This is a genomic window from Pseudomonas sp. B21-028, assembly GCF_024749045.1.
GTDB lineage: Bacteria > Pseudomonadota > Gammaproteobacteria > Pseudomonadales > Pseudomonadaceae > Aquipseudomonas.
This window is the reverse complement of the sequence record NZ_CP087184.1, coordinates 2,610,939-2,630,813: the sequence shown is the minus strand read 5'-3', so window position 1 is coordinate 2,630,813 and position 19,875 is coordinate 2,610,939. Positions and strand designations below refer to the sequence as shown.

Sequence of the window (19,875 nt, the reverse complement as noted above, 5' to 3'; positions counted from 1 at the left end):
ATGTACAAACTGACCGTAGAAAACCTGCATAAAAGTTATGGCGACCACGAAGTCCTCAAGGGTGTTTCACTGAACGCAAAGGCCGGCGACGTCATTAGCCTGATCGGTGCCAGCGGGTCGGGCAAAAGCACCTTTTTGCGCTGTATCAATTTTCTGGAAATCCCTAGCAACGGCGCCATGAGTCTCGACAATCAGCCGATACGCATGATCCATGACCACCACGGCATGCGCGTTGCAAACGCAGATGAACTGCAGCGACTGCGCACGCGACTGGCGATGGTATTCCAGCATTTCAATCTGTGGAGCCACATGACCGTGCTCGACAACATCACAATGGCCCCTCGCCGAGTGTTGGGGGTCAGCAAGAAGGATGCAGAGGAGCTGGCTCGGCGTTACCTGGACAAGGTTGGTTTACCATCGCGAGTTGCCGATCAATACCCGGCCTTTCTCTCGGGCGGCCAGCAGCAGCGCGTCGCGATAGCCCGGGCGCTGGCCATGGAACCGGAAATCATGCTGTTCGACGAACCGACGTCTGCCCTGGACCCTGAACTAGTAGGAGAAGTGCTGAAGGTCATTCAGGGCCTCGCCGAAGAAGGCCGAACCATGATCATGGTGACGCACGAAATGAGCTTCGCTCGTAAGGTATCGAACCAGGTGTTGTTCTTGCACCAAGGGCTCGTAGAAGAGCAAGGACCGCCTGAGGAAGTGCTGGGGAACCCCAAGAGCGAGCGTTTGCAGCAATTTCTCAGCGGCAATCTGAAATAACCGAAGTGCCTTAAGCCGGCTGGTCGCTTACCGCGCCTGAAAAATGTTCTCAGGCGCGATTGAGGCCGAAATGGTTCGCCGTTCTGTTGACTAGAAGAGCCCCGTGCGAGAGCAATCCCAGCGCCTTGCTATGGCTCAGCTCATGATCCCTGGCTGAAACTGTCACAGCGCGCCCAGTGCGCAAAGCTTGATGGCAAAACCTGCATCAATGCCATTCGAACGAAAAAACTAATCACGTGAAGATATTCATGCCGACAACAATAGCGGTCAAAAATCTGCTTGATTAAGCTTGTATATACATGATTATATTTACTCGCCAGATGTAGCGAAAACCAACAATAAGCTGCAAGTCATTTCGAGAGGATTACCGGTGAGCAAACCACTCCATTTCCGCAATATCGAAATCCGCGCCCCTCGCGGTAACACGCTGACCGCCAAGAGCTGGCTGACCGAAGCGCCGCTGCGGATGTTGATGAACAACCTCGATCCGGAAGTGGCCGAGAACCCCAAGGAGTTGGTGGTCTACGGTGGCATCGGCCGCGCGGCGCGCAACTGGGAGTGCTACGACAAGATCGTCGAAAGCCTCACCAACCTGAACGACGACGAAACCCTGCTGGTGCAATCCGGCAAGCCGGTGGGCGTGTTCAAGACCCACAGCAACGCCCCGCGCGTCCTGATCGCCAACTCCAACCTGGTGCCGCACTGGGCCAGTTGGGAACACTTCAACGAACTCGACGCCAAGGGCCTGGCCATGTACGGCCAGATGACCGCCGGCAGCTGGATCTACATCGGCAGCCAGGGCATCGTCCAGGGCACGTATGAAACCTTCGTCGAGGCTGGTCGCCAGCATTACGATTCCAACCTCAAGGGCCGTTGGGTGCTGACCGCCGGCCTGGGCGGCATGGGTGGCGCGCAACCACTGGCCGCGACCCTGGCCGGTGCGTGCTCGCTGAACATCGAGTGCCAGCAGGTGAGCATCGATTTCCGCCTGAAAACCCGCTACGTCGACGAGCAGGCCAAAGACCTCGACGACGCCCTGGCGCGCATCGAGAAATACACCGCTGAAGGCAAGGCGATTTCCATCGCGCTGTGTGGGAACGCGGCGGAAATCCTGCCGGAAATGGTCCGTCGTGGTGTGCGTCCGGACATGGTCACCGACCAGACCAGCGCCCACGACCCCCTCAACGGCTATCTGCCGGCCGGCTGGACCTGGGACGAATACCGTGCCCGCGCCAAGACCGAGCCCGCCGCCGTGGTGAAGGCCGCCAAGCAATCGATGGCCGTGCACGTCAAAGCCATGCTGGCCTTCCAGAAAATGGGCGTGCCGACCTTCGACTACGGCAACAACATCCGCCAGATGGCCCAGGAAGAAGGCGTCGAGAATGCCTTCGACTTCCCGGGTTTCGTCCCGGCCTACATCCGTCCGCTGTTTTGCCGCGGCATCGGCCCGTTCCGCTGGGCGGCGCTGTCCGGTGACCCGCAGGACATCTACAAGACCGACGCCAAGGTCAAGGAACTGATCCCCGACGACGCCCACCTGCACAACTGGCTGGACATGGCCCGCGAGCGCATCAGCTTCCAGGGCTTGCCGGCACGGATCTGCTGGGTTGGCCTGGGCCAGCGCGCCAAGTTGGGCCTGGCGTTCAACGAGATGGTGCGCAGCGGTGAGTTGTCGGCGCCGATCGTCATCGGTCGCGACCACCTCGATTCCGGCTCCGTGGCCAGCCCCAACCGTGAAACCGAGTCCATGCAGGACGGCTCCGACGCCGTTTCCGACTGGCCGCTGCTCAATGCCCTGCTCAACACCGCCAGTGGCGCGACCTGGGTGTCGCTGCACCACGGTGGCGGCGTCGGCATGGGCTTTTCCCAGCACTCGGGCATGGTGATCGTCTGCGACGGTACTGACGAAGCGGCCGAACGGATTGCCCGTGTACTGCACAACGACCCGGCGACCGGCGTGATGCGCCATGCCGATGCCGGTTACCAGATCGCCATTGATTGCGCGAATGAGCAAGGCTTGAACCTGCCAATGATCACTCTTGTTAAAGGAGCCAAAGCATGAAAACACTTAACGTTATCCCAGGCCAATTGAGCCTTGCCCAACTGCGTGCCGTTTACCAGCACCCAGTAAAAATCACCCTCGACCACAGTGCCTCTGCGCAAATTGAAGCCAGTGTCGCTTGCGTGGAGCAGATCCTCGCCGAGAATCGCACCGCCTACGGTATCAATACCGGTTTCGGCCTGCTGGCCTCGACCCGTATCGCCAGTGAAGATCTGGAAAATCTGCAACGTTCGCTAGTACTGTCCCACGCCGCTGGTGTGGGTGAGCCGATCAGCGATGCGCTGGTGCGGTTGATCATGGTGCTCAAGGTCAATAGCCTCAGCCGTGGTTTCTCCGGCATACGCCGCGTGGTGATCGATGCTCTGATAGCATTGATCAACGCCGAGGTGTATCCGCATATTCCGTTAAAAGGTTCGGTCGGCGCATCTGGTGACTTGGCACCTTTGGCGCACATGTCCCTCGTGCTGCTGGGAGAAGGCAAAGCCCGTCATAAGGGCGAATGGCTGGAAGCCACCGAAGCACTGAAGGTGGCCGGTTTGGCGCCGTTGACGCTGGCTGCCAAAGAGGGTTTGGCGTTGCTCAACGGTACCCAGGTGTCCACTGCTTATGCTCTGCGCGGTTTGTTCGAGGGCGAAGACCTGTTTGCAGGCGCCTTGGCCATCGGTGCGTTGACGGTCGAAGCTGTCTTGGGCTCCCGCTCGCCGTTTGACGCACGTATCCATGCCGCTCGCGGCCAGAAGGCCCAGATTGATACAGCTACTGCTTATCGCGACCTGCTGGGCCAAAGCAGTGAGGTCGCCGATTCGCACAAAGACTGCGGCAAGGTCCAAGATCCCTACTCTCTACGCTGCCAACCTCAAGTCATGGGCGCATGCCTGACCCAGCTCCGTCAGGCCGCGGAAGTATTAGTCGTCGAAGCGAATGCCGTATCCGATAACCCACTGGTCTTTGCCGTTGAAGGTGACGTGATCTCTGGCGGCAACTTCCACGCCGAGCCAGTGGCCATGGCCGCAGACAATATGGCATTGGCCATTGCTGAAATCGGCTCGCTGAGCGAGCGCCGCATTTCGTTGATGATGGACAAACACATGTCACAACTGCCGCCGTTCCTGGTAGCCAATGGCGGCGTGAACTCGGGCTTCATGATTTCTCAGGTGACAGCAGCAGCGCTGGCCAGCGAGAACAAGGCGCTGGCTCACCCCCATTCCGTAGACAGCCTGCCCACATCCGCAAATCAGGAAGATCACGTATCGATGGCACCCGCGGCCGGCAAACGGTTGTGGGAAATGGCTGAAAACACCCGTGGAATCCTGGCTGTGGAGTGGCTAGCGGCCTGCCAAGGCCTGGACTTGCGTGACGGCTTGAAGACGTCGCCCAAGTTGGAACTGGCCCGGAACAGTCTGCGAAGCAAAGTGGCCTATTACGAGAAGGACCGTTTCTTCGCGCCGGATATCAATGCAGCCAGTGAGTTATTGGCTTCCGGCTGCTTGAACGACTTGGTATTGAATAAGTTGTTGCCCAGCATCTGATAGATGATATCCGCCATGAACAAATGATGACTGCGTTAGGCACAGCGTTTTATGGCTGTGCCTAACGCGCGTAGGCGATCGCCTCGAAATACTGACACTCAAATCCACCGGGCCATCACAAGGATGACCGCTGGAAGTGCTAATCCTGCCAGCATGGTCTGGCAAGCGATGATCCCAGCCATAAGGGGGGCGTCTCCCCCTAATTGCCTTGCCATGATGTAGGAGGATGAGGCTGTGGGCAGTGCCTGGAATAGAAGTGCTGCAACCGCGGCCTTTCCTTCAAGTTCGAACAGGTGGCACGCCCAAAGCGTAACCAGTGGCATGATTAGAAACTTGGTCAGCGACGAGTAACCCACCGGGCGAAACCATTGCCTTATGCTTCCGAACTCAAGCGCAGCACCAACGCAGAGCAATCCGAGCGGCAGTGACGCTTGTCCCAAGGCCTTGAGCATCGGCTCAATACCGACAGGCAGTCCCCAGCCCGAGACCTGGACCAATCCGCCGGCGAAGCACGCGAGTATCAGTGGGTTCAATGCCAACTGCTTGAGGACTTTGCTAAATGGCATCCTGCCGGCTGATCCGTACTTCGCGAACACCATTACGCACAGCATGTTCACACTGGGCACTATGGCCGCGTTCGCGACCGCTGCCAGGGCTATACCCTGCACACCGAACAAGCCCGCGGCTGCCGACACGCCTACGTAGTTATTGAAACGTATCCCACCCTGAAAAACCGAAGTGAACGCAGCATCGTCCATGGTGATCAGCGACTTCGCGCCCAACAACATTAGCGATACCACCACAGTCGAGAACACGAGTACCGAAACCATGCTTTGAAAGGGCACGCCATCAAGGTTGGCGGTCGCCAGTCCGTGAAAGAAAAGTGAAGGCAGCAACACGTAGTACGCCAAGCGCTCTGCCTGTGCCCAAAAAGTATCCGTCAGAAAATGACGACGCTTGAGCCACGCGCCCAGCATGATCAGTAGTGCGATGGGCAACAAGGCAGTCAACAAGGAAAGGGTCATACGCGTGCCTTGGTTTTTTGTGCCGACGGTTCACATCCCACAATCAGTCGGCTCATCAGCGGCATGTCTACGGCAGGTCCAGTAATCATGGTGCCCTCAAGAACTCACTTGTACGAGGACCACGATAAGAGGTCGGACTCCAAAATAAAAACGTTTTAAACTTCAGCAATCAACAAGTATTACTCATGGTTTATCGTGCAAGACATGCGCTTTCACCGCGTTCGCCAGGGCTGCCGCCAGTCGCCCAAGGGGACGATCTTCGCGCTCCAGCAATACCACGCGCCTGGTTTTTTGAGGGATGCCGAAAGGCCCAACGGCCAGTGTTTTCAAGCTTGCGACTTGATGTCCAGAGAGCGGAATGATGGATACGCCCAGCCCGCTTGAGACCATCTGGATAATCGCATCCTGGCTATCCAGTTCCATGCTGGTCTGCACGCGCAGCCGCATAGCGCGAAGCTCTCGCTCAATGGTACGACCTGCCCAGGCGCGACGATCAAATCGAATGAACGGCTGGCTTTTGAGTAGAAGCTTCAAGTCCTCATGCGCATGGGACGCCGGCGCGATGATCCAGAACCCTTCCTCGTAAAGTACCGTGCTTGCCAGGCCATAAGGGTGTGGCTTCACCGGCTCCGTGGTGATCGCAACGTCAAGCTCGCCCGCCTCCATGCGCGAGGCCAACTCAGCGGACATTCCCGACGCAACAGTGATGCGCAGGTGAGGATGCTCAGCACGCATTGCCAACAACGCGAGGGGCAAGACGCTCGCCAGCGCTGTATGAATGGCACCGATTCTGAGCCTGCCGCGCAACTCAGTGTCGCCTCCAATCTCGGAGGAGATCCCGTCGTATAAGGCTAGAATTTCTCGCGCGTGCTCAACGGCAATATGGCCTGCATCCGTCAGCACCGGCAACCGTCGTGAGCGGTCAAACAGGAGCGTATTGAAATCCTCCTCCAATGACCGAACATGAAGGCTGACCGCTGATTGGGTCAGGTGCACGGCGTCCGCTGCCCGAACAAAAGAACCGTATTGGGCAATGGCAAGCAGTGTTCGAAGCGCGCGTAATGACATGGCCATTCATCCTGCAAATTGATGGCCGAGCTTACCAGTTGGGCAGGCGCATGGTTTGGATGAAGCCTCGTTCCTGCCTGGTGATAGTCGCGCGCTTTATACCGGAGTGACCGTGGATTTCTAAGAGCGATAATGACTGAAGCTTTGCGGTTTCAGTCATTTAGCTAGACAGTCCGGCAGTCTGCTCACTGTCGCTCGTCTTTCGGACCGGGCTCATGTCACGACAAAACATTCGCCTGTACTCAGACGGCGAGGTGCCGAGCTGAACGCCGAATTGTTGCCTCAAGGATAAGGGGGTGCCAAACCCTGCTTCACCCGCCACACACTCAATGGGCAGGTCAGTCGTTTCCAACAGTTCCTGCGCCCTGACAACGCGCTGGGCATTCAACCATTTAGAGACGGTGCTGCCGGTAGCCTCCCTGAAGCGCCGAGTGAAAGTGCGCCGACTCATCTTTGCCCTGTCCGCCAGGACGTCGAGCGTCAGGTCACTGGACAGATTCATCCGAGCCCATTCCAGTACGTCAGACAAATGCGTCTCTCTAGATAGGTGCGGCACAGGATATTCTATGTATTGAGCCTGCCCCCCCTGCCTATGTGGCGGTGTGACCAGCATTTTCGCGGTGCGATTCGCGGCCTCGGCTCCAAGTCGTTCGCGAACCAAATGAAGGCAACAATCAATTGCCGCCACGGTTCCTGCTGACGTCACGATATTCTCAGCGCTGACATAAAGCACTTCTGGCCTGAAACGAACATTTGGGAAGCGTCGCGCAAACTCGTCTCGAGCAGTCCAATGCGTGGTCGCTTCTTTGCCATCAAGTAGCCCGGCATCTCCAAGCACGAATGCGCCTAGACACAACCCAACGATGAGCTTTCCTTCGGAATTGGCGAGTTGAAGCGCTTTCACAAGTTCGGCAGATGCACAAACCGCTTGATCCCCCCACGCAGGGATGATGATCAGGTCAGATGCCGCCATCAACTCCAGGCCCTGAGTGACCTCTAAACCGAGGCCTTGATCGCTTGCCACCATTCCCGGCGTCTCTGCGCAGTATTTGATCTCGTAATGAGGCTCGCCAGGCGCGGACTGAGTTGCCCCCAACACCATCCCGGGTACAGAAAGATGGAACAGGCTTACGCCATCAAAAGCCAAGACAGCAACACGTATGGAATGCATCAGGTAGCCTCGGTTTGACCCAATGGGCTTGTCGTTACGCTCGCAGGTATCTGGGCGCGCGCCCTCGGTTAAATGCTTGGCAGAGGCTGAATTGAGCTGTCGCCTCCCCCTCTTTCCGTTCTGGAAACGAAAAACTGATTGGCCCGATTATATCGAAATATGTCATTCAGGCCACTGTCAGCCTTGAAAGCATTCAGCAAGAATGCAGCCTTGAGGTACCAACTGGAGACTGAATTCATGAGTTTTAAAACGCTTCGCTTTGCACTAAGCATGGCTTGCGCAGCCGCGACCACGTCGGCATTCGCGGGCACAAATGCCCCAACGGCACCTGACGCGTCCCCTAAAATGGATCTACAGCAAGTTCGTAACGCGACGGCCAAAATCACCTACGGTGAAACGACATTCCTGATCGATCCGATGCTCGCCAAAAAGGGCGCTTACCCAGGATTTGAAAATACCTACCGCAGTAACCTTCGAAATCCATTGGTTGATCTGACCGAGTCACCTTCTGAGGTTATCGCCGGCGTCGACGCAGTGATCGTCACTCACACGCACCTTGATCACTGGGACGACGCCGCGCAAAAAGCCCTACCTAAAGACATCCCTTTATTCACTCAACATGAGGACGATGCGAAGCTGATTCGTTCACAAGGCTTCAAGAATGTGCGCGTCCTGGAAGGCGACGCTGAATTCGGCGGCGTCAGAATTACGAAAACCGGTGGTCAACATGGCACAGATGAAATGTATGCCGTGCCAGCCCTGGCAAAGCCGTTAGGTGAAGCCATGGGGGTGGTCTTTCAAGCGCCAGGCTACAAGACCCTTTACCTTGCCGGTGACACGGTCTGGCGTAAAGAGGTAGACCAGACCATTGAGAAGTATCACCCCGAAGTGATCGTACTGAATGCAGGCAAGGCAATGATGACCGGATATGAGGGGTCAATCATCATGGGTGAGGAAGATGTCCTACGCGCCGCTCAGGCTGCGAAATACGCGAAGATCGTCGCCGTACACATGGATGCAATCAATCACATGTCCCTGACTCGTGAAGAACTGCGCACCTATGTCAAGAAGCACGGTATTGAGAACCGTGTAGCGATTCCGGAAGACGGCGCTTCACTGGAGTTCTGATTTATTGGGCCCCAGTTGACGCTGGTTTACCGACGCAAACAGCTCGACTCAAGAAAATGTCATCACGTTGTTTCCTTACGGGAAACTGATTTCAAGCAGCAGTTGGATGCCCTTGATTCCGGGTGTCGACTAGACTCTAGGGCCCTTCGGGGCCCTTGATTTCAATTGTTTCCCAATAGCCGAGGGGGGGCGTAAACCCCTACGGTAGATTTCGACTTACCGGGTCAAAGCGCTCAACGATCGGCATAATCGACTTCGAGAGGATCTTAATGCCGCAAAATCCAGAACAATTTAAAGGGATCAATACCAATCATGAAAGACGCCACCATCGCACTGCACCATGGCTTCACGTCGGACCCGACCACCAAGGCTGTCGCAGTGCCTATCTATCAGAATGTTGCCTTCGAATTCGATAACGCCCAACACGGCGCCGACCTGTTCAACCTGGACGTGCCGGGCAACATTTACACCAGAATCATGAACCCCACCAATGATGTGCTGGAACAAAGGATGGCCGCCCTCGAAGGCGGCGTGGCAGGGCTGGCCGTATCGGCCGGCAGCGCGGCAATCCATTATGCGATCCAAACGTTAACCCGCGCAGGTGACAATATCGTCACCACTCCACAGCTCTATGGCGGCACCTACACTCTCTTCGCACACCTGTTGCCAAGCTTTGGCGTGGAGGTGCGTTTTGCCCGAGATGACTCTGCCGAGGCTATCGCCGAACTGATCGACGACAACACCAAGCTGGTGTACTGCGAAAGCATCGGCAACCCGGCGGGTAACATCATTGATCTCGAAGCCTTGGCTGAAGCTGCTCACACCCGCGGCGTACCGCTGATGGTCGATAACACGGTGGCTACGCCTATCCTGTGCAAGCCGATTCAGTTTGGGGCCGATATCGTTGTGCATTCCGTGACCAAGTACGTCGGCGGACACGGCAATTCCCTGGGCGGTGTGATCATCGACAGCGGCAACTTCCCATGGACTCAATACCCGGAAAAATTTCCCAGTCTCAACCAGCCCGAGCCGGCGTACCATGATGTGATTTATACCGAGAAGTTCGGGCCCGCCGCCTTCATCGCGCGCGCACGCACAGTGCCATTGCGCAACACCGGCGCAGCACTGGCACCCATGAACGCGTTCCTGCTGCTGCAAGGCCTGGAAACGCTCGCGCTGCGCATGGAGCGTCACACCGACAACGCCCTGAAAGTTGCGCAATTCCTGCAGAGCCATGCTGAAGTGGAATGGGTCAGCTACGCCGGCCTCCCGGACCATCCTCATCACGCACTGGCACAAAAATACATGCAGGGTAAACCGTCGGCGATCCTATCGTTTGGTTTGAAGGGCGGCTATGACGCAGGCGTGCGCTTCTATGATGCTCTGCAAATCTTCAAGCGACTGGTCAACATCGGTGACGCCAAGTCTCTCGCCTGCCATCCGGCTTCCACCACCCATCGGCAAATGAACCAGCAGGAACAAGCAAAGGCTGGCGTGAAGCCCGAAATGATTCGTCTGTCGGTAGGAATTGAGGCGATTGAGGACCTGATCGCTGATTTGCACCAAGCCCTGGGGCCAACTCAACGTCGAGGCTAGTCGTCGCCGCGACGATACGCGTTCCTGAGTATCACGAAGGCATCCGAAAAAATCCGGCTCGAGCGGCCTGACGCTTACGGCCGGATCCGGGTTTCAACTGCGACCTCGGGTGACAAAGCAATCGAGTGCGGAAATTCGGGAGCATAGCCAGGAAAGTCGTACTAACCAGGCTGGAAGATCAGGCGACGGGAACAGTCATGTACTCAATTATTGATGAAAAGACCGCCCTGGCCGCTACCGCTCTATCATTGGTGCGTGATGGACGGGTCGGATTGGACGCCACGATTCTTGATCAATCTTCACGTTGCGCCAAGCACTTCGACATGAGGCAGGGCTCGCAGATCATGATGAACATGCGGATTATCACGCTGCCGTTGCTAACGATGAGGCGCCATGGACAGTAGGCGAACTGATGCAGCGCCTTGATGGTGCTCGGCTTCAATATAGCCCAGGAACCGGATGGCGTTAGCACTCACTAACGGTTCCATATTCGATACTGCTCCCGATCTACTCTAGCGCCGCATCTACAACACGAAGATAGGAGTCTATTCCCTCAATTACCGTCTGCAGCTTCTGCCTAAGCACTGGTAGCTCCGAAGCTGTTAGCGCATGAGGCCTCCCAGCCATCCTAAGAAAAGCTGCCAACGCCAGGTCAGAATGCTTCACCAAGGCCACTAAGTGCATCCCACTGGGGCCGTTGCTCCCAGCCATCCAGTTCTTCACCGTTTTCTCATTTGCATTGGTCCACCTCATCAGTGTTTTCGTCGCCTGGTGCGTTCCTCCGAGCTCCATATGCAGGGCCCTGGCAATGCCTGCTGCGTACTGCCGTTGAGCCAGAAAAGAATTGCCCGTTTTCGAGAACATTTTTCCCTCCCCGGTCTTCTACCTTAATTAGAGCCACTTTTTACAAAACGAAGTCACTGTTCACGCCTACCTGCTTGCTTCAGCGGCGACTAAACAGATCGAGGACTTGCCGATGCAAAGTCTCATTGGCGCGTACAACACTAGCAGTGCTTCAAGCACCGCCCTAGCGGCGGCGTATGTGCGCATGTCCACGGAGCATCAGCAATATTCGACCGAGAATCAGCTCGATACGATCCGCGTTTACGCAGCGACTCACGCTCTGGAAATAAACAAGATATACACCGATGCGGGTAAAAGCGGCTTGCGCTTAGAAGGCCGAGACGCGCTCAAGCAACTTTTCTATGACGTGGAGAAAGGGTTAGCCGATTATTCGACCGTTCTTGTCTATGACGTCAGCCGCTGGGGTCGCTTTCAAGATCCCGATGTGAGCGCCAGTTACGAGGTGCGCTGCCGCCAGGCTGGAGTATCCGTCCAGTACTGCGCAGAGCAGTTTACTAACGACGGTTCACCTGTATCTAACATTCTCAAAAGCGTGAAGCGCATGATGGCAGGCGAATACAGCCGAGAATTGTCGGTTAAGGTCTTTGCCGGCCAATCCCGGCTCATTGAGCTAGGGTATCGCCAAGGCGGCGCGGCGGGTTTCGGATTGAGGCGGCAGCTGGTCGATGGGCACGGCGCAGCCAAGAACGAACTAGCGATTGGGGAGCATAAAAGCATCCAAACTGACCGTGTCATTTTAGTGCCTGGGCCTCCCGCTGAAATTGAGATTGTGCATCACATTTATCGGCTTTTTGTCGAGGAAGGAAGGAACGAACGCGAAATCGCAAACTGGCTGAACTCTCAAGGGATTCTCAATGATCGAGGCAGATTATGGTCGAGAGGCACGGTGCATCAGGTTCTGATCAATGAAAAGTATGTTGGCAATAACGTGTGGAATCACACCTCATTCAAATTGAAGGAAACACATAAGCAGAACCCGCCTGAGGAGTGGGTCAGAGCGGATGAAGCGTTTCGTCCCATCGTCAGCCTCATCCTATTCAAAGGTGCTCAATCGATCATCCAAACGCGCTCCTATCGCATGCCCGATGAGGAAATGCTGCAGGCACTGAAGGCAATCTATCAACGTATTGGATATCTGTCAGGCCTAGTTATAGACGAGTCAGAAGGATGTCCCTCAAGTAGCGCATATCTCCAAAGGTTTGGGAGCTTGCTTCGGTGCTATTCGCTAATCGGATACTCACCAGCACGCGACTACAAATACATCGAAGCCAACAAACGTCTTAGGCAAATGCACCCGCTGCTCCTTCAAAAAACGACTCAGAAAATTGTCGAAATGGGCGGTAGCGTTTCGGTAGATCCGAGCACTGACCTCATCTTGGTTAACAAAGAAATATTAATATCGCTGGTGCTGAGTCGCTGCCAAGTGTTACCGAGTGGCAGCAAGAGGTGGAGCATCCGCTTCGAACATGGTTTGAGCCCCGACTTAACAATCGCGGTTCGCATCAAGGAAGGAGAAGAAGCCGCCTTGGATTACTACATTCTGCCAACAATCGATGTTGGCTTCCCTCGGCTGCGTCTTGCTGAAAGAAATCAGGCCAACCTCGAAATTTACCGGTTCGACACCTTGGATATCCTTTCGGAGCTCTCACGCCGCAGTGATTCTAGGAGGGTTGCATGACTGCTATCGAGACCCATCGCCGAGCCCTGATGCACGTTGCCGAAGAAACGACAATTCAGCTTGTGCCAATTGAGGAGATTCGGGTGCTCAATCCACGAGCGCGAAACAAGCAGGTCTTCGCCAGGCTTGTTGAAAACATCTCCGCGTTAGGTCTGAAACGCCCGATTACCGTGGCACCTACCACGAGCGGCACCGAGCCCTATGAAATCGTTTGTGGCCAAGGTCGCTTCGAAGCATTGCAAGCTCTTGGCGAGAGAAAAATTCCGTGCATCGTGGTGAGCGCCAATGAAGCGGATCGGTACCTGATCGGGTTAGTTGAAAACCTGGCACGACGAAAACACACCAACCGAGAGCTTTTGATGTCAATCCAGATGCTGTCAGAGCGTGGGTATACCTGCCAGCAGATAGCCGAAAAAACCTGCTTGGATTCAGGCTACATCCAAGGAATTCTAGTGCTACTGCGGCAGGGAGAAGAACGACTAATCGCTGCGGTGGAGAAAGGTTGGTTATCAATAAAATTGGCGGTGGAGATTGCTCGCTCCAAGGATGTCGATCTGCAGCAGGCAATGATCGACGCCTACGAGAGCGGCGTACTCAAAGGCGAACAGTTGATGAGGGTGCGCCGCCTGGTTGATAGACGTAAAACTTTTGGCAAACGATACGGGCAACAAGCGCCTCGCACGGAAAAACCTACGCCTCAGAAGCTACTCAGCGCTTATCAGAACGAAGTCCGACGCCAGAAGGTGATGATTAAAAAGTCAGACATCAACGAACAGCGGCTGCTGATTATCGTCACCGCAATGCGCAAATTGCTCGCCGATGACTACTTCAAGACGCTACTTCGCAACGAAGATATTCCGGATATGCCCAAACCACTCGCTGACCGAATATTTGGGGTGACGCCGTGATGACAGAGGTCAAGCAGGCATTCGAGCATCGAGTTATTGCGGTTCCTTTAGATCGCATACTGCCCTCACGTAGGGTCGATCAACTGATACCAGGCAGTAAAAAGTACGCCAGCATCTTGAGCTCGATTAGGGAACTGGGAGTCGTTGAGCCGTTGGTGGTTCATCCCAAACCCCTCATCGCAGGGGGAGTAGCTTCATACTTGCTTCTGGACGGGCACTTTCGCTTAGAGGCGCTCAAGGCATTGGGGGCCATTGAGGCACTGTGCTTGATCTCCACTGATGATGAAGCCTTCACCTATAACCGCCAGATCAACCGACTGACACCGATTCAAGAGCATAAGATGATCCTATCTGCTCTGAAGAAAGGCATCGGCGCATCTCGAATTGCAGCTGTACTCGGGATCAATGTTGATCAAGTCCACGATAGAGAAAACTTACTCAAAGGAATAGCGCCTGAAGTGGCGGAGATGTTGAAGGTTCGCATGGTATCGCAGGACGTATTTCGCTCGCTGCGGCAAATGAAACCCATCCGCCAAATCGAAACGGTTGAAATGATGATTTCAGCGAACTGTTTTACTCGAAACTATGCGCGAATGGTCTTGGCAGCATCTCGTCCGGAGATGCTGATTGAGACGAGAAAAAAGCCGAGTGAAGTCAGTGCCGTCGACATTGCGCGCATGGAACGGGAGATGGAGAATCTTCAGCATGATTACAAGCAAGTCGAGGACACCCTGGGCGAGACAATGCTGGTTTTGGTTGTGACTAAAGGTTATCTAGTCCGCCTCTTGCGCAACGAAGCCATCGCAGGCTACGTCACTCGTTATTACTCTGAACTGCTGGAGGAGCTGATGTCTATCATGGAAGCGGTGACATCTGACGCCAGGCAGCTTGAACGGGAGTAGCGCTTGCCTGCCACGCTGTTCTCTTTCATGGAGGAACCACGATGTGGTATGAAATCTGCTCCTTTCCCGACTGTTCAAAATCAATCAAAACCAAATGGCGTTGAAGCCGCAATCATGGAGCTGACGCAATGGGGTGAGCAGCGCGGAGCATCAGAGATGACCGGCAATTGCACCCGATTAGCGCTGTTGCTTTTGGGGGTAAGACGGCCCTCTACGGCCGGCAGCTATTGGCCGATTCTGTTGGAAAAGTCGGCCTTGGTATCCATGGCAGAAAAGTACGCATCTGAGATTGAAATCCTTACTTTTGGCTAAAGCTTCCGGGCTCAGATTTCACGTAGCAGCGTGCAAAAATGGCGTTTTCCCCGGTCAATTTTCCAGGCAGTTTGAACGGAGCGACTTTTTCAACACTATCGGCCGATTGCTGCCACTAATCTCAGCAAGTACTTTCTCGGCCTACCGCGCTTTGGTTTCCGTCCCTTCCGCTGCTACGCTCTTGAGTCCTCGATTGGAGTCGAAACAATGCCCACCGAATATTCACTTTCTGATGTGCTCGAGCGGCTGTACCAAAATCAGCTCGCCTTGGAGGCCGCGGTGATGGAGCTGACCTTGAAGGTAGAAGACCAAGGTGCAGCGGAGATTGGTGCCAACGTCCGAGGTGCACTTCACACCATCGGAGAAAATGCCGGACACATCAAGCAGGGCTTGGCTAAGCTGAGAGCCCAGGGTCACTGATTTGACGGCCCATGCGATGGCGAGCTTGGCGACTATCTTTCGCGCAAAGCACAAAGACTGACATGACGAATATGCAGATTTCCCGCGCGCTGCGCGGCGAAATCGTGAAGATACGGGCGCTCTCAACCTCCCATTATGAAAGGTGGCGCACCTTGATAATCCTGCCCGAAGCTACCTTATGCTTGGGCTTGGCCATCCGAATAACCGTGTGCGGACCATCGGCCGTTGTTTCAACGAGCATGCCATTCCTGATTTCCATCACACTGAGTCCGGCTGCCAGCGTATTGATATAGGCCGCCTTAATCGCGCCTTTCGCCATGGCTGGAATTTTCTCTTCCAGCCGGCTCACCAGTTCATCATTTAACATCTGGTTGACGTCCATAACGAGCTCCGCATTTAGGCCAGCGCGGAACCAGCCATCATTGTTGCTGCGCTCCGTGGCAAGCCCCCCTTCCTTGGGAGGTAGGCGAGACGTGTCTGGCCGTCGGCACCACGTAAAACTTGTACGGAAATCACCATTAATGCCCCCATAAAAAACTCGCCGTCTTCGGCAAGATCTAATGACTGAGGAATGGCAATTCCAGCCTCAGAGAGCGGCTTTCAGGGGCGACTGTTCGGTCATTTTGATTCAGCTTTTTCCCGCGATGATAACGACCCCAATCCGCTCTGCCAGATTGAGCACCGTGTCGAACACAGTCGAGTCGCCGGTCAAGCTGCGTGACGCCCCCTGCGGATGAAGTGCGCCGTCAGGAATCCGGTCACCAAAGAGCACCACCGCACGTGCCGAATCATCCTGTCGCGACACCCAAGACAGCCCTTGCGCATCTGGATACTGACGGTGGATTGCCTCGGCCCATTTGCGCGTCGCAGGATATTGATCTTTCTCAGTGTCGATCAATTGTTTGCGCGTGATGCCCAGTTTCCGCAGTGGCACGCTGGACAGATCAACCAGGTGCAGCGGTTGGCTAACCTGGACGGCAGAATGCACCTGTCCAGTCAGCTTGCCTTTGTCGAAGCTCTTAAACCCAGCCGTATGGGGAACGTCGTGGAAGACGGTCTCCATCAAGGCGCAATCGACTGTCGTGCCGCCATACAAGGTGGGAATCGCCCGCCCCTGATCATCCTGGATCGGGCTGAAACGTGCGTTGCCGTGCACACCAGGATTGAATTGATCAGGCTGATACTTATCCTGGTGCACACGGTGAAGCACATCGCCTTTGGCGATCACGGTGAAAGTGACGTGCAACGTAGCCGCAGGCACTGGGGTAACGGACGCCGCAAAATCCGTGGGAGGCGTCGCCCTACCCTCACTGGACTCGGTACGCTGCTTAGCCATGGACAATGCCTTGGATTTCATCCTGTGCGGCAGCAATCACCCGATCAGGCGCCGATGCCAACAGGTCCTGAGGTCTTTTGCCTCCTAGAAAACTATTATCGGAGCGGAACCAGTAAGCCATACCCCAGCCGTCCTTGTGGGCACCAAAAGCCTGAATGACTTTGGCGAGTGCCTTGAGCGGCCGATAGCCCGCGTCTGGATCCAAGCCGTAACCAGGAAAATAGTCGACCCCACCGTGACTGATGGCAAAGATCTGCCCCTGCTTTTTCCATTTGTTGGGCTGGGCACTCGGGTTGCGGGTACTCAACTGGGCCACCTGGGCGATGTCCGCGGCGCTCAGCCAGTCACCGCTTTCCAAGACTGCTTTGCGGGCTTGGACCAGCATTGCCGCTTCCTTGAGCAGGCGAGGCGAAGGCGGCTTACGTGTCACAAACACCTCGGCCAGTCGCTCGAGCGACTTAGGGTCCTGACGCTCCTGCAGCACCTCATACATCGAGGAGGCCACGTTGGCGAAGTTTTCCGCCAACGCCTCAAATACACTGAGGTTGACCTGATCGAAAGACACGACCAATACTCGGTCCGCATGCGAGCGGCTTAAGCTAGCCCGAGCCTCCTTAGGCGTACCGACCAAGGTGGAGACGCCCGACTGCTCTGTAACGCTCATGGAAATCTCCTCACTAGTTATCTACGCTATCTAATCGTAGCATAGTCTGGATAACCCCAGCTCCAGCCTAAGCTCCATTCATCTGGATGCATAGGTAGGTTTGAGGGGAGCACGCCATGTCGTCGATCAGCACGGTGACTCTGGGACGAAAAGCCTAAGGATACGATCTTGGCTTTCAGGCGTGGCGAGCGAGCTGAAGACCAGCAATGGTGGACCGAGAGTTGGCATAACCCAGTTCAGCACTGCTTGAATTCCCGGGCGGTCCCGCTCTTCCCCCTAAGGGCCAAAGAGCTGCATCACATCAACCTAAGAAGGTGTTCTCACGGCCAACAGTTTGGCATTGCGCTCAAGGCACCGCTGATCGCGGGGATCGATACCCTTCGCGACCAGCGCCCTGGCGATATCACGCAGAGCTCGAGCATCGCGTAGGCCTTTTCAGGATAAGTACCGAGCGAAATACGAGGCTCTTTGCCCGCCCAAGAAAAACGGAAGTACCAGCTCTTGGTGCCCTTCGTATTCACGAAAGGCGCGAGGCCATCAAAATCAGGAAGGGTGAAGTTTTTGGCGCGAGGCTTGGCGTGTCGGACCGCCGCAATGGCAAGGACCATCGTATTAACTCCACTCGTAAATTCGCAGCCTGCTCAGAAGCTTTCGCCAGTAGCAAATTCTCGCCACTGCCGGTGAGCATCTGGCTGCTGGATTAACTGATCATCTGCTTGTTCAGATTGCTTTGATAAGATTCATGCCGACGATCAGGCCCAGCAGGCAGAGCCCGGATAAAAGCACGAGCTTCAGGCAAATAGACATGGCATCGAACATGGGACTGCCTCATGGATGAACAATATTTTTTGTCAGTCAGATAAGTGCTTTCACCTACTCGGCGTTGGCACTACGCGCAGCCTGCAAAAGCAAGACTGCGCGATTGTGCGTTTCAGCATTCGTGTGGGCGGCCGCAGAGACGGCGCTACATTTCGGTCAGTGCTTGACCATCACGTGGCGAATCACGGTGTAATCCTCCAAGCCGTACATCGACATGTCTTTGCCGTAGCCGGACTGCTTTACACCACCGTGTGGCATCTCGCTCATCAGCATGAAATGGGTATTGACCCAAGTGCAGCCGTACTGCAGGCGTGCTGCAAGTCGGTGAGCTCGCCCTACATCAGAGGTCCACACCGATGATGCCAGGCCATAATCAGAGTCGTTTGCCCAAGACAGTGCCTGCGCCTCGTCTTCAAATTCGGTCACGGAAACCACCGGGCCAAAAATCTCCCGGCGCACCACTTCGTCGTCTTGCCTCGCGCCGGCAAGTACCGTGGGTTCGAAGAAGTATCCGGGACCTTCTACGCGTTTCCCTCCCGTCACGACTTCTATGTGTGGCAGTAACCGTGCTCGATCCACGAAGCCGACAACACGGTCCAAGTGCTGTTGGGTGATCAGCGGCCCCATCTCAGTCTCAGGATCATCCTGAAGACCAAACTTGATACTTGATACGGCGATGCCGAGCTTTTCAACGAGGCGAGCGTAAATGCCTTTTTGCACATAGATCCGGCAGGCTGCGGTGCAATCCTGGCCAGCGTTATAGAAACCGAAATTACGTATGCCCTCTACAGCCGCATCGATGTCTGCGTCCTCGAAAATGATCACGGGGGCTTTGCCTCCCAATTCCATATGCATACGCTTAACGGTGTCAGCGGTACCGGCGATGATATGACTGCCGGTGGCCACTGACCCCGTCAGTGAGACCATCCGCACTTTCTCGTGGGTAGTAAGCGGCTTGCCTACACTGGGCCCTCGTCCGAACACAACATTGACCACGCCTGCTGGGAAAACCGTGGCCATTAACGAGCCTAACTTAAGCGCCGTCAGCGGTGTCTGTTCGGAAGGCTTGAGGACAACGGTATTACCGGCCGCCAGGGCGGGAGCCAGTTTCCACGCGGCCATCATCAGTGGATAGTTCCAAGGCGCAATCGAGGCGACGACGCCCACCGGGTCGCGACGGATCATCGAAGTATGGCCTGGCAAATACTCGCCCGCCGCCGAGCCTTGCAGGCACCGGCTCGCACCCGCGAAAAAACGAAATACATCAGAGACGCCAGGCAGTTCGTCGCCCAAGGTGGCCGCGTAAGGTTTGCCACAATTATTCGATTCCAGCCGGGCCAGTTCTACGGCATGGCTATCGATGAGGTCAGCCAGTTTGAGCAACAACAGCGAGCGATCCTTTGGCGTGGTCTGGGACCAGCTCTCGAAGGCGGCGTCAGCGGCTTGCACTGCGCAATCAACCTGCGCAGGCGTAGCCTCGGCAATGTCCACTAGCGCGATCCCCAGAGAAGGGTTCATTACCGCGAGCCGCTCGCCTTCGCCTGCGACCAATTCGCCGTTGATGAGCATTTTAATGTGCATAGGCGTCTCCAATGAGTGCAGGCGCCAGATGCCTGCACTCAGAAAGA

At 55.6% G+C, this 19,875-nt stretch carries 17 protein-coding genes and 3 pseudogenes; 11 read left to right on the top strand and 9 right to left on the bottom strand.

Annotated elements, in window-relative coordinates:
• From LOY35_RS11925 to hutH, 3 genes are all read left to right on the top strand, one after another.
• Complete coding sequence (locus LOY35_RS11925) at positions 1-765, top strand: ABC transporter ATP-binding protein (protein WP_025214432.1); 765 nt, start codon at positions 1-3, stop codon at positions 763-765.
• 370 nt (positions 766-1,135) lie between these two features.
• Positions 1,136-2,827, top strand: coding sequence for a urocanate hydratase (gene hutU, locus LOY35_RS11920; RefSeq protein ID WP_258632702.1), 1,692 nt, complete (start codon positions 1,136-1,138; stop codon positions 2,825-2,827).
• Positions 2,824-4,356 (top strand): histidine ammonia-lyase, encoded by a 1,533-nt coding sequence (gene hutH / locus LOY35_RS11915; protein ID WP_030141447.1) that lies wholly within the window; start codon positions 2,824-2,826, stop codon positions 4,354-4,356. Before hutU ends, hutH begins: the two co-directional genes overlap by 4 nt.
• 98 nt (positions 4,357-4,454) lie before the next feature.
• Here hutH and LOY35_RS11910 read toward each other — a convergent pair whose 3' ends face one another.
• The 3 genes from LOY35_RS11910 to LOY35_RS11900 all read right to left on the bottom strand — a co-directional run bounded on the left by LOY35_RS11910 (position 4,455) and on the right by LOY35_RS11900 (position 7,620).
• Positions 4,455-5,381 (bottom strand): AEC family transporter, encoded by a 927-nt coding sequence (locus LOY35_RS11910; RefSeq protein WP_258632700.1) that lies wholly within the window; start codon positions 5,379-5,381, stop codon positions 4,455-4,457.
• 183 nt (positions 5,382-5,564) lie between these two features.
• Positions 5,565-6,449 carry a LysR substrate-binding domain-containing protein gene (locus LOY35_RS11905; RefSeq protein ID WP_258632698.1) on the bottom strand — a complete coding sequence of 295 codons (885 nt, stop codon included), beginning with the start codon at positions 6,447-6,449 and terminating at the stop codon, positions 5,565-5,567.
• A gap of 160 nt (positions 6,450-6,609) precedes the next feature.
• Positions 6,610-7,620, bottom strand: coding sequence for a GlxA family transcriptional regulator (locus LOY35_RS11900; RefSeq protein WP_033864582.1), 1,011 nt, complete (start codon positions 7,618-7,620; stop codon positions 6,610-6,612).
• Between the two features lie 237 nt (positions 7,621-7,857).
• Here LOY35_RS11900 and LOY35_RS11895 point away from each other — a divergent pair, with 237 nt between their 5' ends.
• From LOY35_RS11895 to LOY35_RS11860, 8 genes and pseudogenes are all read left to right on the top strand, one after another.
• The gene (locus LOY35_RS11895; RefSeq protein WP_258632697.1) at positions 7,858-8,748 is read left to right on the top strand and encodes an MBL fold metallo-hydrolase; all 891 of its coding nucleotides are present in this window, start codon (positions 7,858-7,860) and stop codon (positions 8,746-8,748) included.
• Between the two features lie 312 nt (positions 8,749-9,060).
• The gene (locus LOY35_RS11890; protein WP_159285551.1) at positions 9,061-10,344 is read left to right on the top strand and encodes an O-acetylhomoserine aminocarboxypropyltransferase/cysteine synthase family protein; all 1,284 of its coding nucleotides are present in this window, start codon (positions 9,061-9,063) and stop codon (positions 10,342-10,344) included.
• Positions 10,345-10,541: 197 nt separating this feature from the next.
• A pseudogene (locus tag LOY35_RS11885) lies at positions 10,542-10,810 on the top strand (serine hydrolase); the annotation flags it as partial.
• Positions 10,811-11,320: 510 nt separating this feature from the next.
• The gene (locus LOY35_RS11880; RefSeq protein ID WP_258632694.1) at positions 11,321-12,886 is read left to right on the top strand and encodes a recombinase family protein; all 1,566 of its coding nucleotides are present in this window, start codon (positions 11,321-11,323) and stop codon (positions 12,884-12,886) included.
• A complete protein-coding gene (locus tag LOY35_RS11875; RefSeq protein ID WP_043042090.1) occupies positions 12,883-13,794 on the top strand; it encodes a ParB/RepB/Spo0J family partition protein in 912 nt (303 codons plus the stop codon). Before LOY35_RS11880 ends, LOY35_RS11875 begins: the two co-directional genes overlap by 4 nt.
• Complete coding sequence (locus LOY35_RS11870; RefSeq protein ID WP_043042089.1) at positions 13,794-14,696, top strand: plasmid partitioning protein RepB C-terminal domain-containing protein; 903 nt, start codon at positions 13,794-13,796, stop codon at positions 14,694-14,696. Before LOY35_RS11875 ends, LOY35_RS11870 begins: the two co-directional genes overlap by 1 nt.
• Positions 14,697-14,699: 3 nt before the next feature.
• A complete protein-coding gene (locus LOY35_RS11865) occupies positions 14,700-15,008 on the top strand; it encodes a hypothetical protein (protein WP_258632691.1) in 309 nt (102 codons plus the stop codon).
• Positions 15,009-15,215: 207 nt separating this feature from the next.
• Entirely contained in the window at positions 15,216-15,428 is a 213-nt protein-coding gene (locus LOY35_RS11860; RefSeq protein ID WP_043042088.1) for a hypothetical protein, read from the top strand.
• 133 nt (positions 15,429-15,561) lie between these two features.
• Here the strand turns inward: LOY35_RS11860 and LOY35_RS11855 are convergent, their stop codons facing one another.
• From LOY35_RS11855 to LOY35_RS11830, 6 genes and pseudogenes are all read right to left on the bottom strand, one after another.
• Positions 15,562-15,810, bottom strand: coding sequence for a hypothetical protein (locus tag LOY35_RS11855; protein WP_258632689.1), 249 nt, complete (start codon positions 15,808-15,810; stop codon positions 15,562-15,564).
• A gap of 246 nt (positions 15,811-16,056) precedes the next feature.
• The gene (locus LOY35_RS11850) at positions 16,057-16,764 is read right to left on the bottom strand and encodes an RES family NAD+ phosphorylase (protein WP_258632688.1); all 708 of its coding nucleotides are present in this window, start codon (positions 16,762-16,764) and stop codon (positions 16,057-16,059) included.
• On the bottom strand, positions 16,757-17,428 hold the full coding sequence (locus LOY35_RS11845; RefSeq protein WP_258632687.1) for a hypothetical protein: 672 nt from the start codon (positions 17,426-17,428) through the stop codon (positions 16,757-16,759). Before LOY35_RS11845 ends, LOY35_RS11850 begins: the two co-directional genes overlap by 8 nt.
• A 342-nt stretch (positions 17,429-17,770) precedes the next feature.
• A pseudogene (locus tag LOY35_RS11840) lies at positions 17,771-18,036 on the bottom strand (Arm DNA-binding domain-containing protein); the annotation flags it as partial.
• Between the two features lie 14 nt (positions 18,037-18,050).
• Positions 18,051-18,247: pseudogene (locus tag LOY35_RS11835) on the bottom strand (hypothetical protein); the annotation flags it as partial.
• 156 nt (positions 18,248-18,403) lie between these two features.
• The gene (locus LOY35_RS11830; RefSeq protein WP_258632685.1) at positions 18,404-19,828 is read right to left on the bottom strand and encodes a gamma-aminobutyraldehyde dehydrogenase; all 1,425 of its coding nucleotides are present in this window, start codon (positions 19,826-19,828) and stop codon (positions 18,404-18,406) included.
• Between the last annotated feature and the right edge of the window lie 47 nt (positions 19,829-19,875).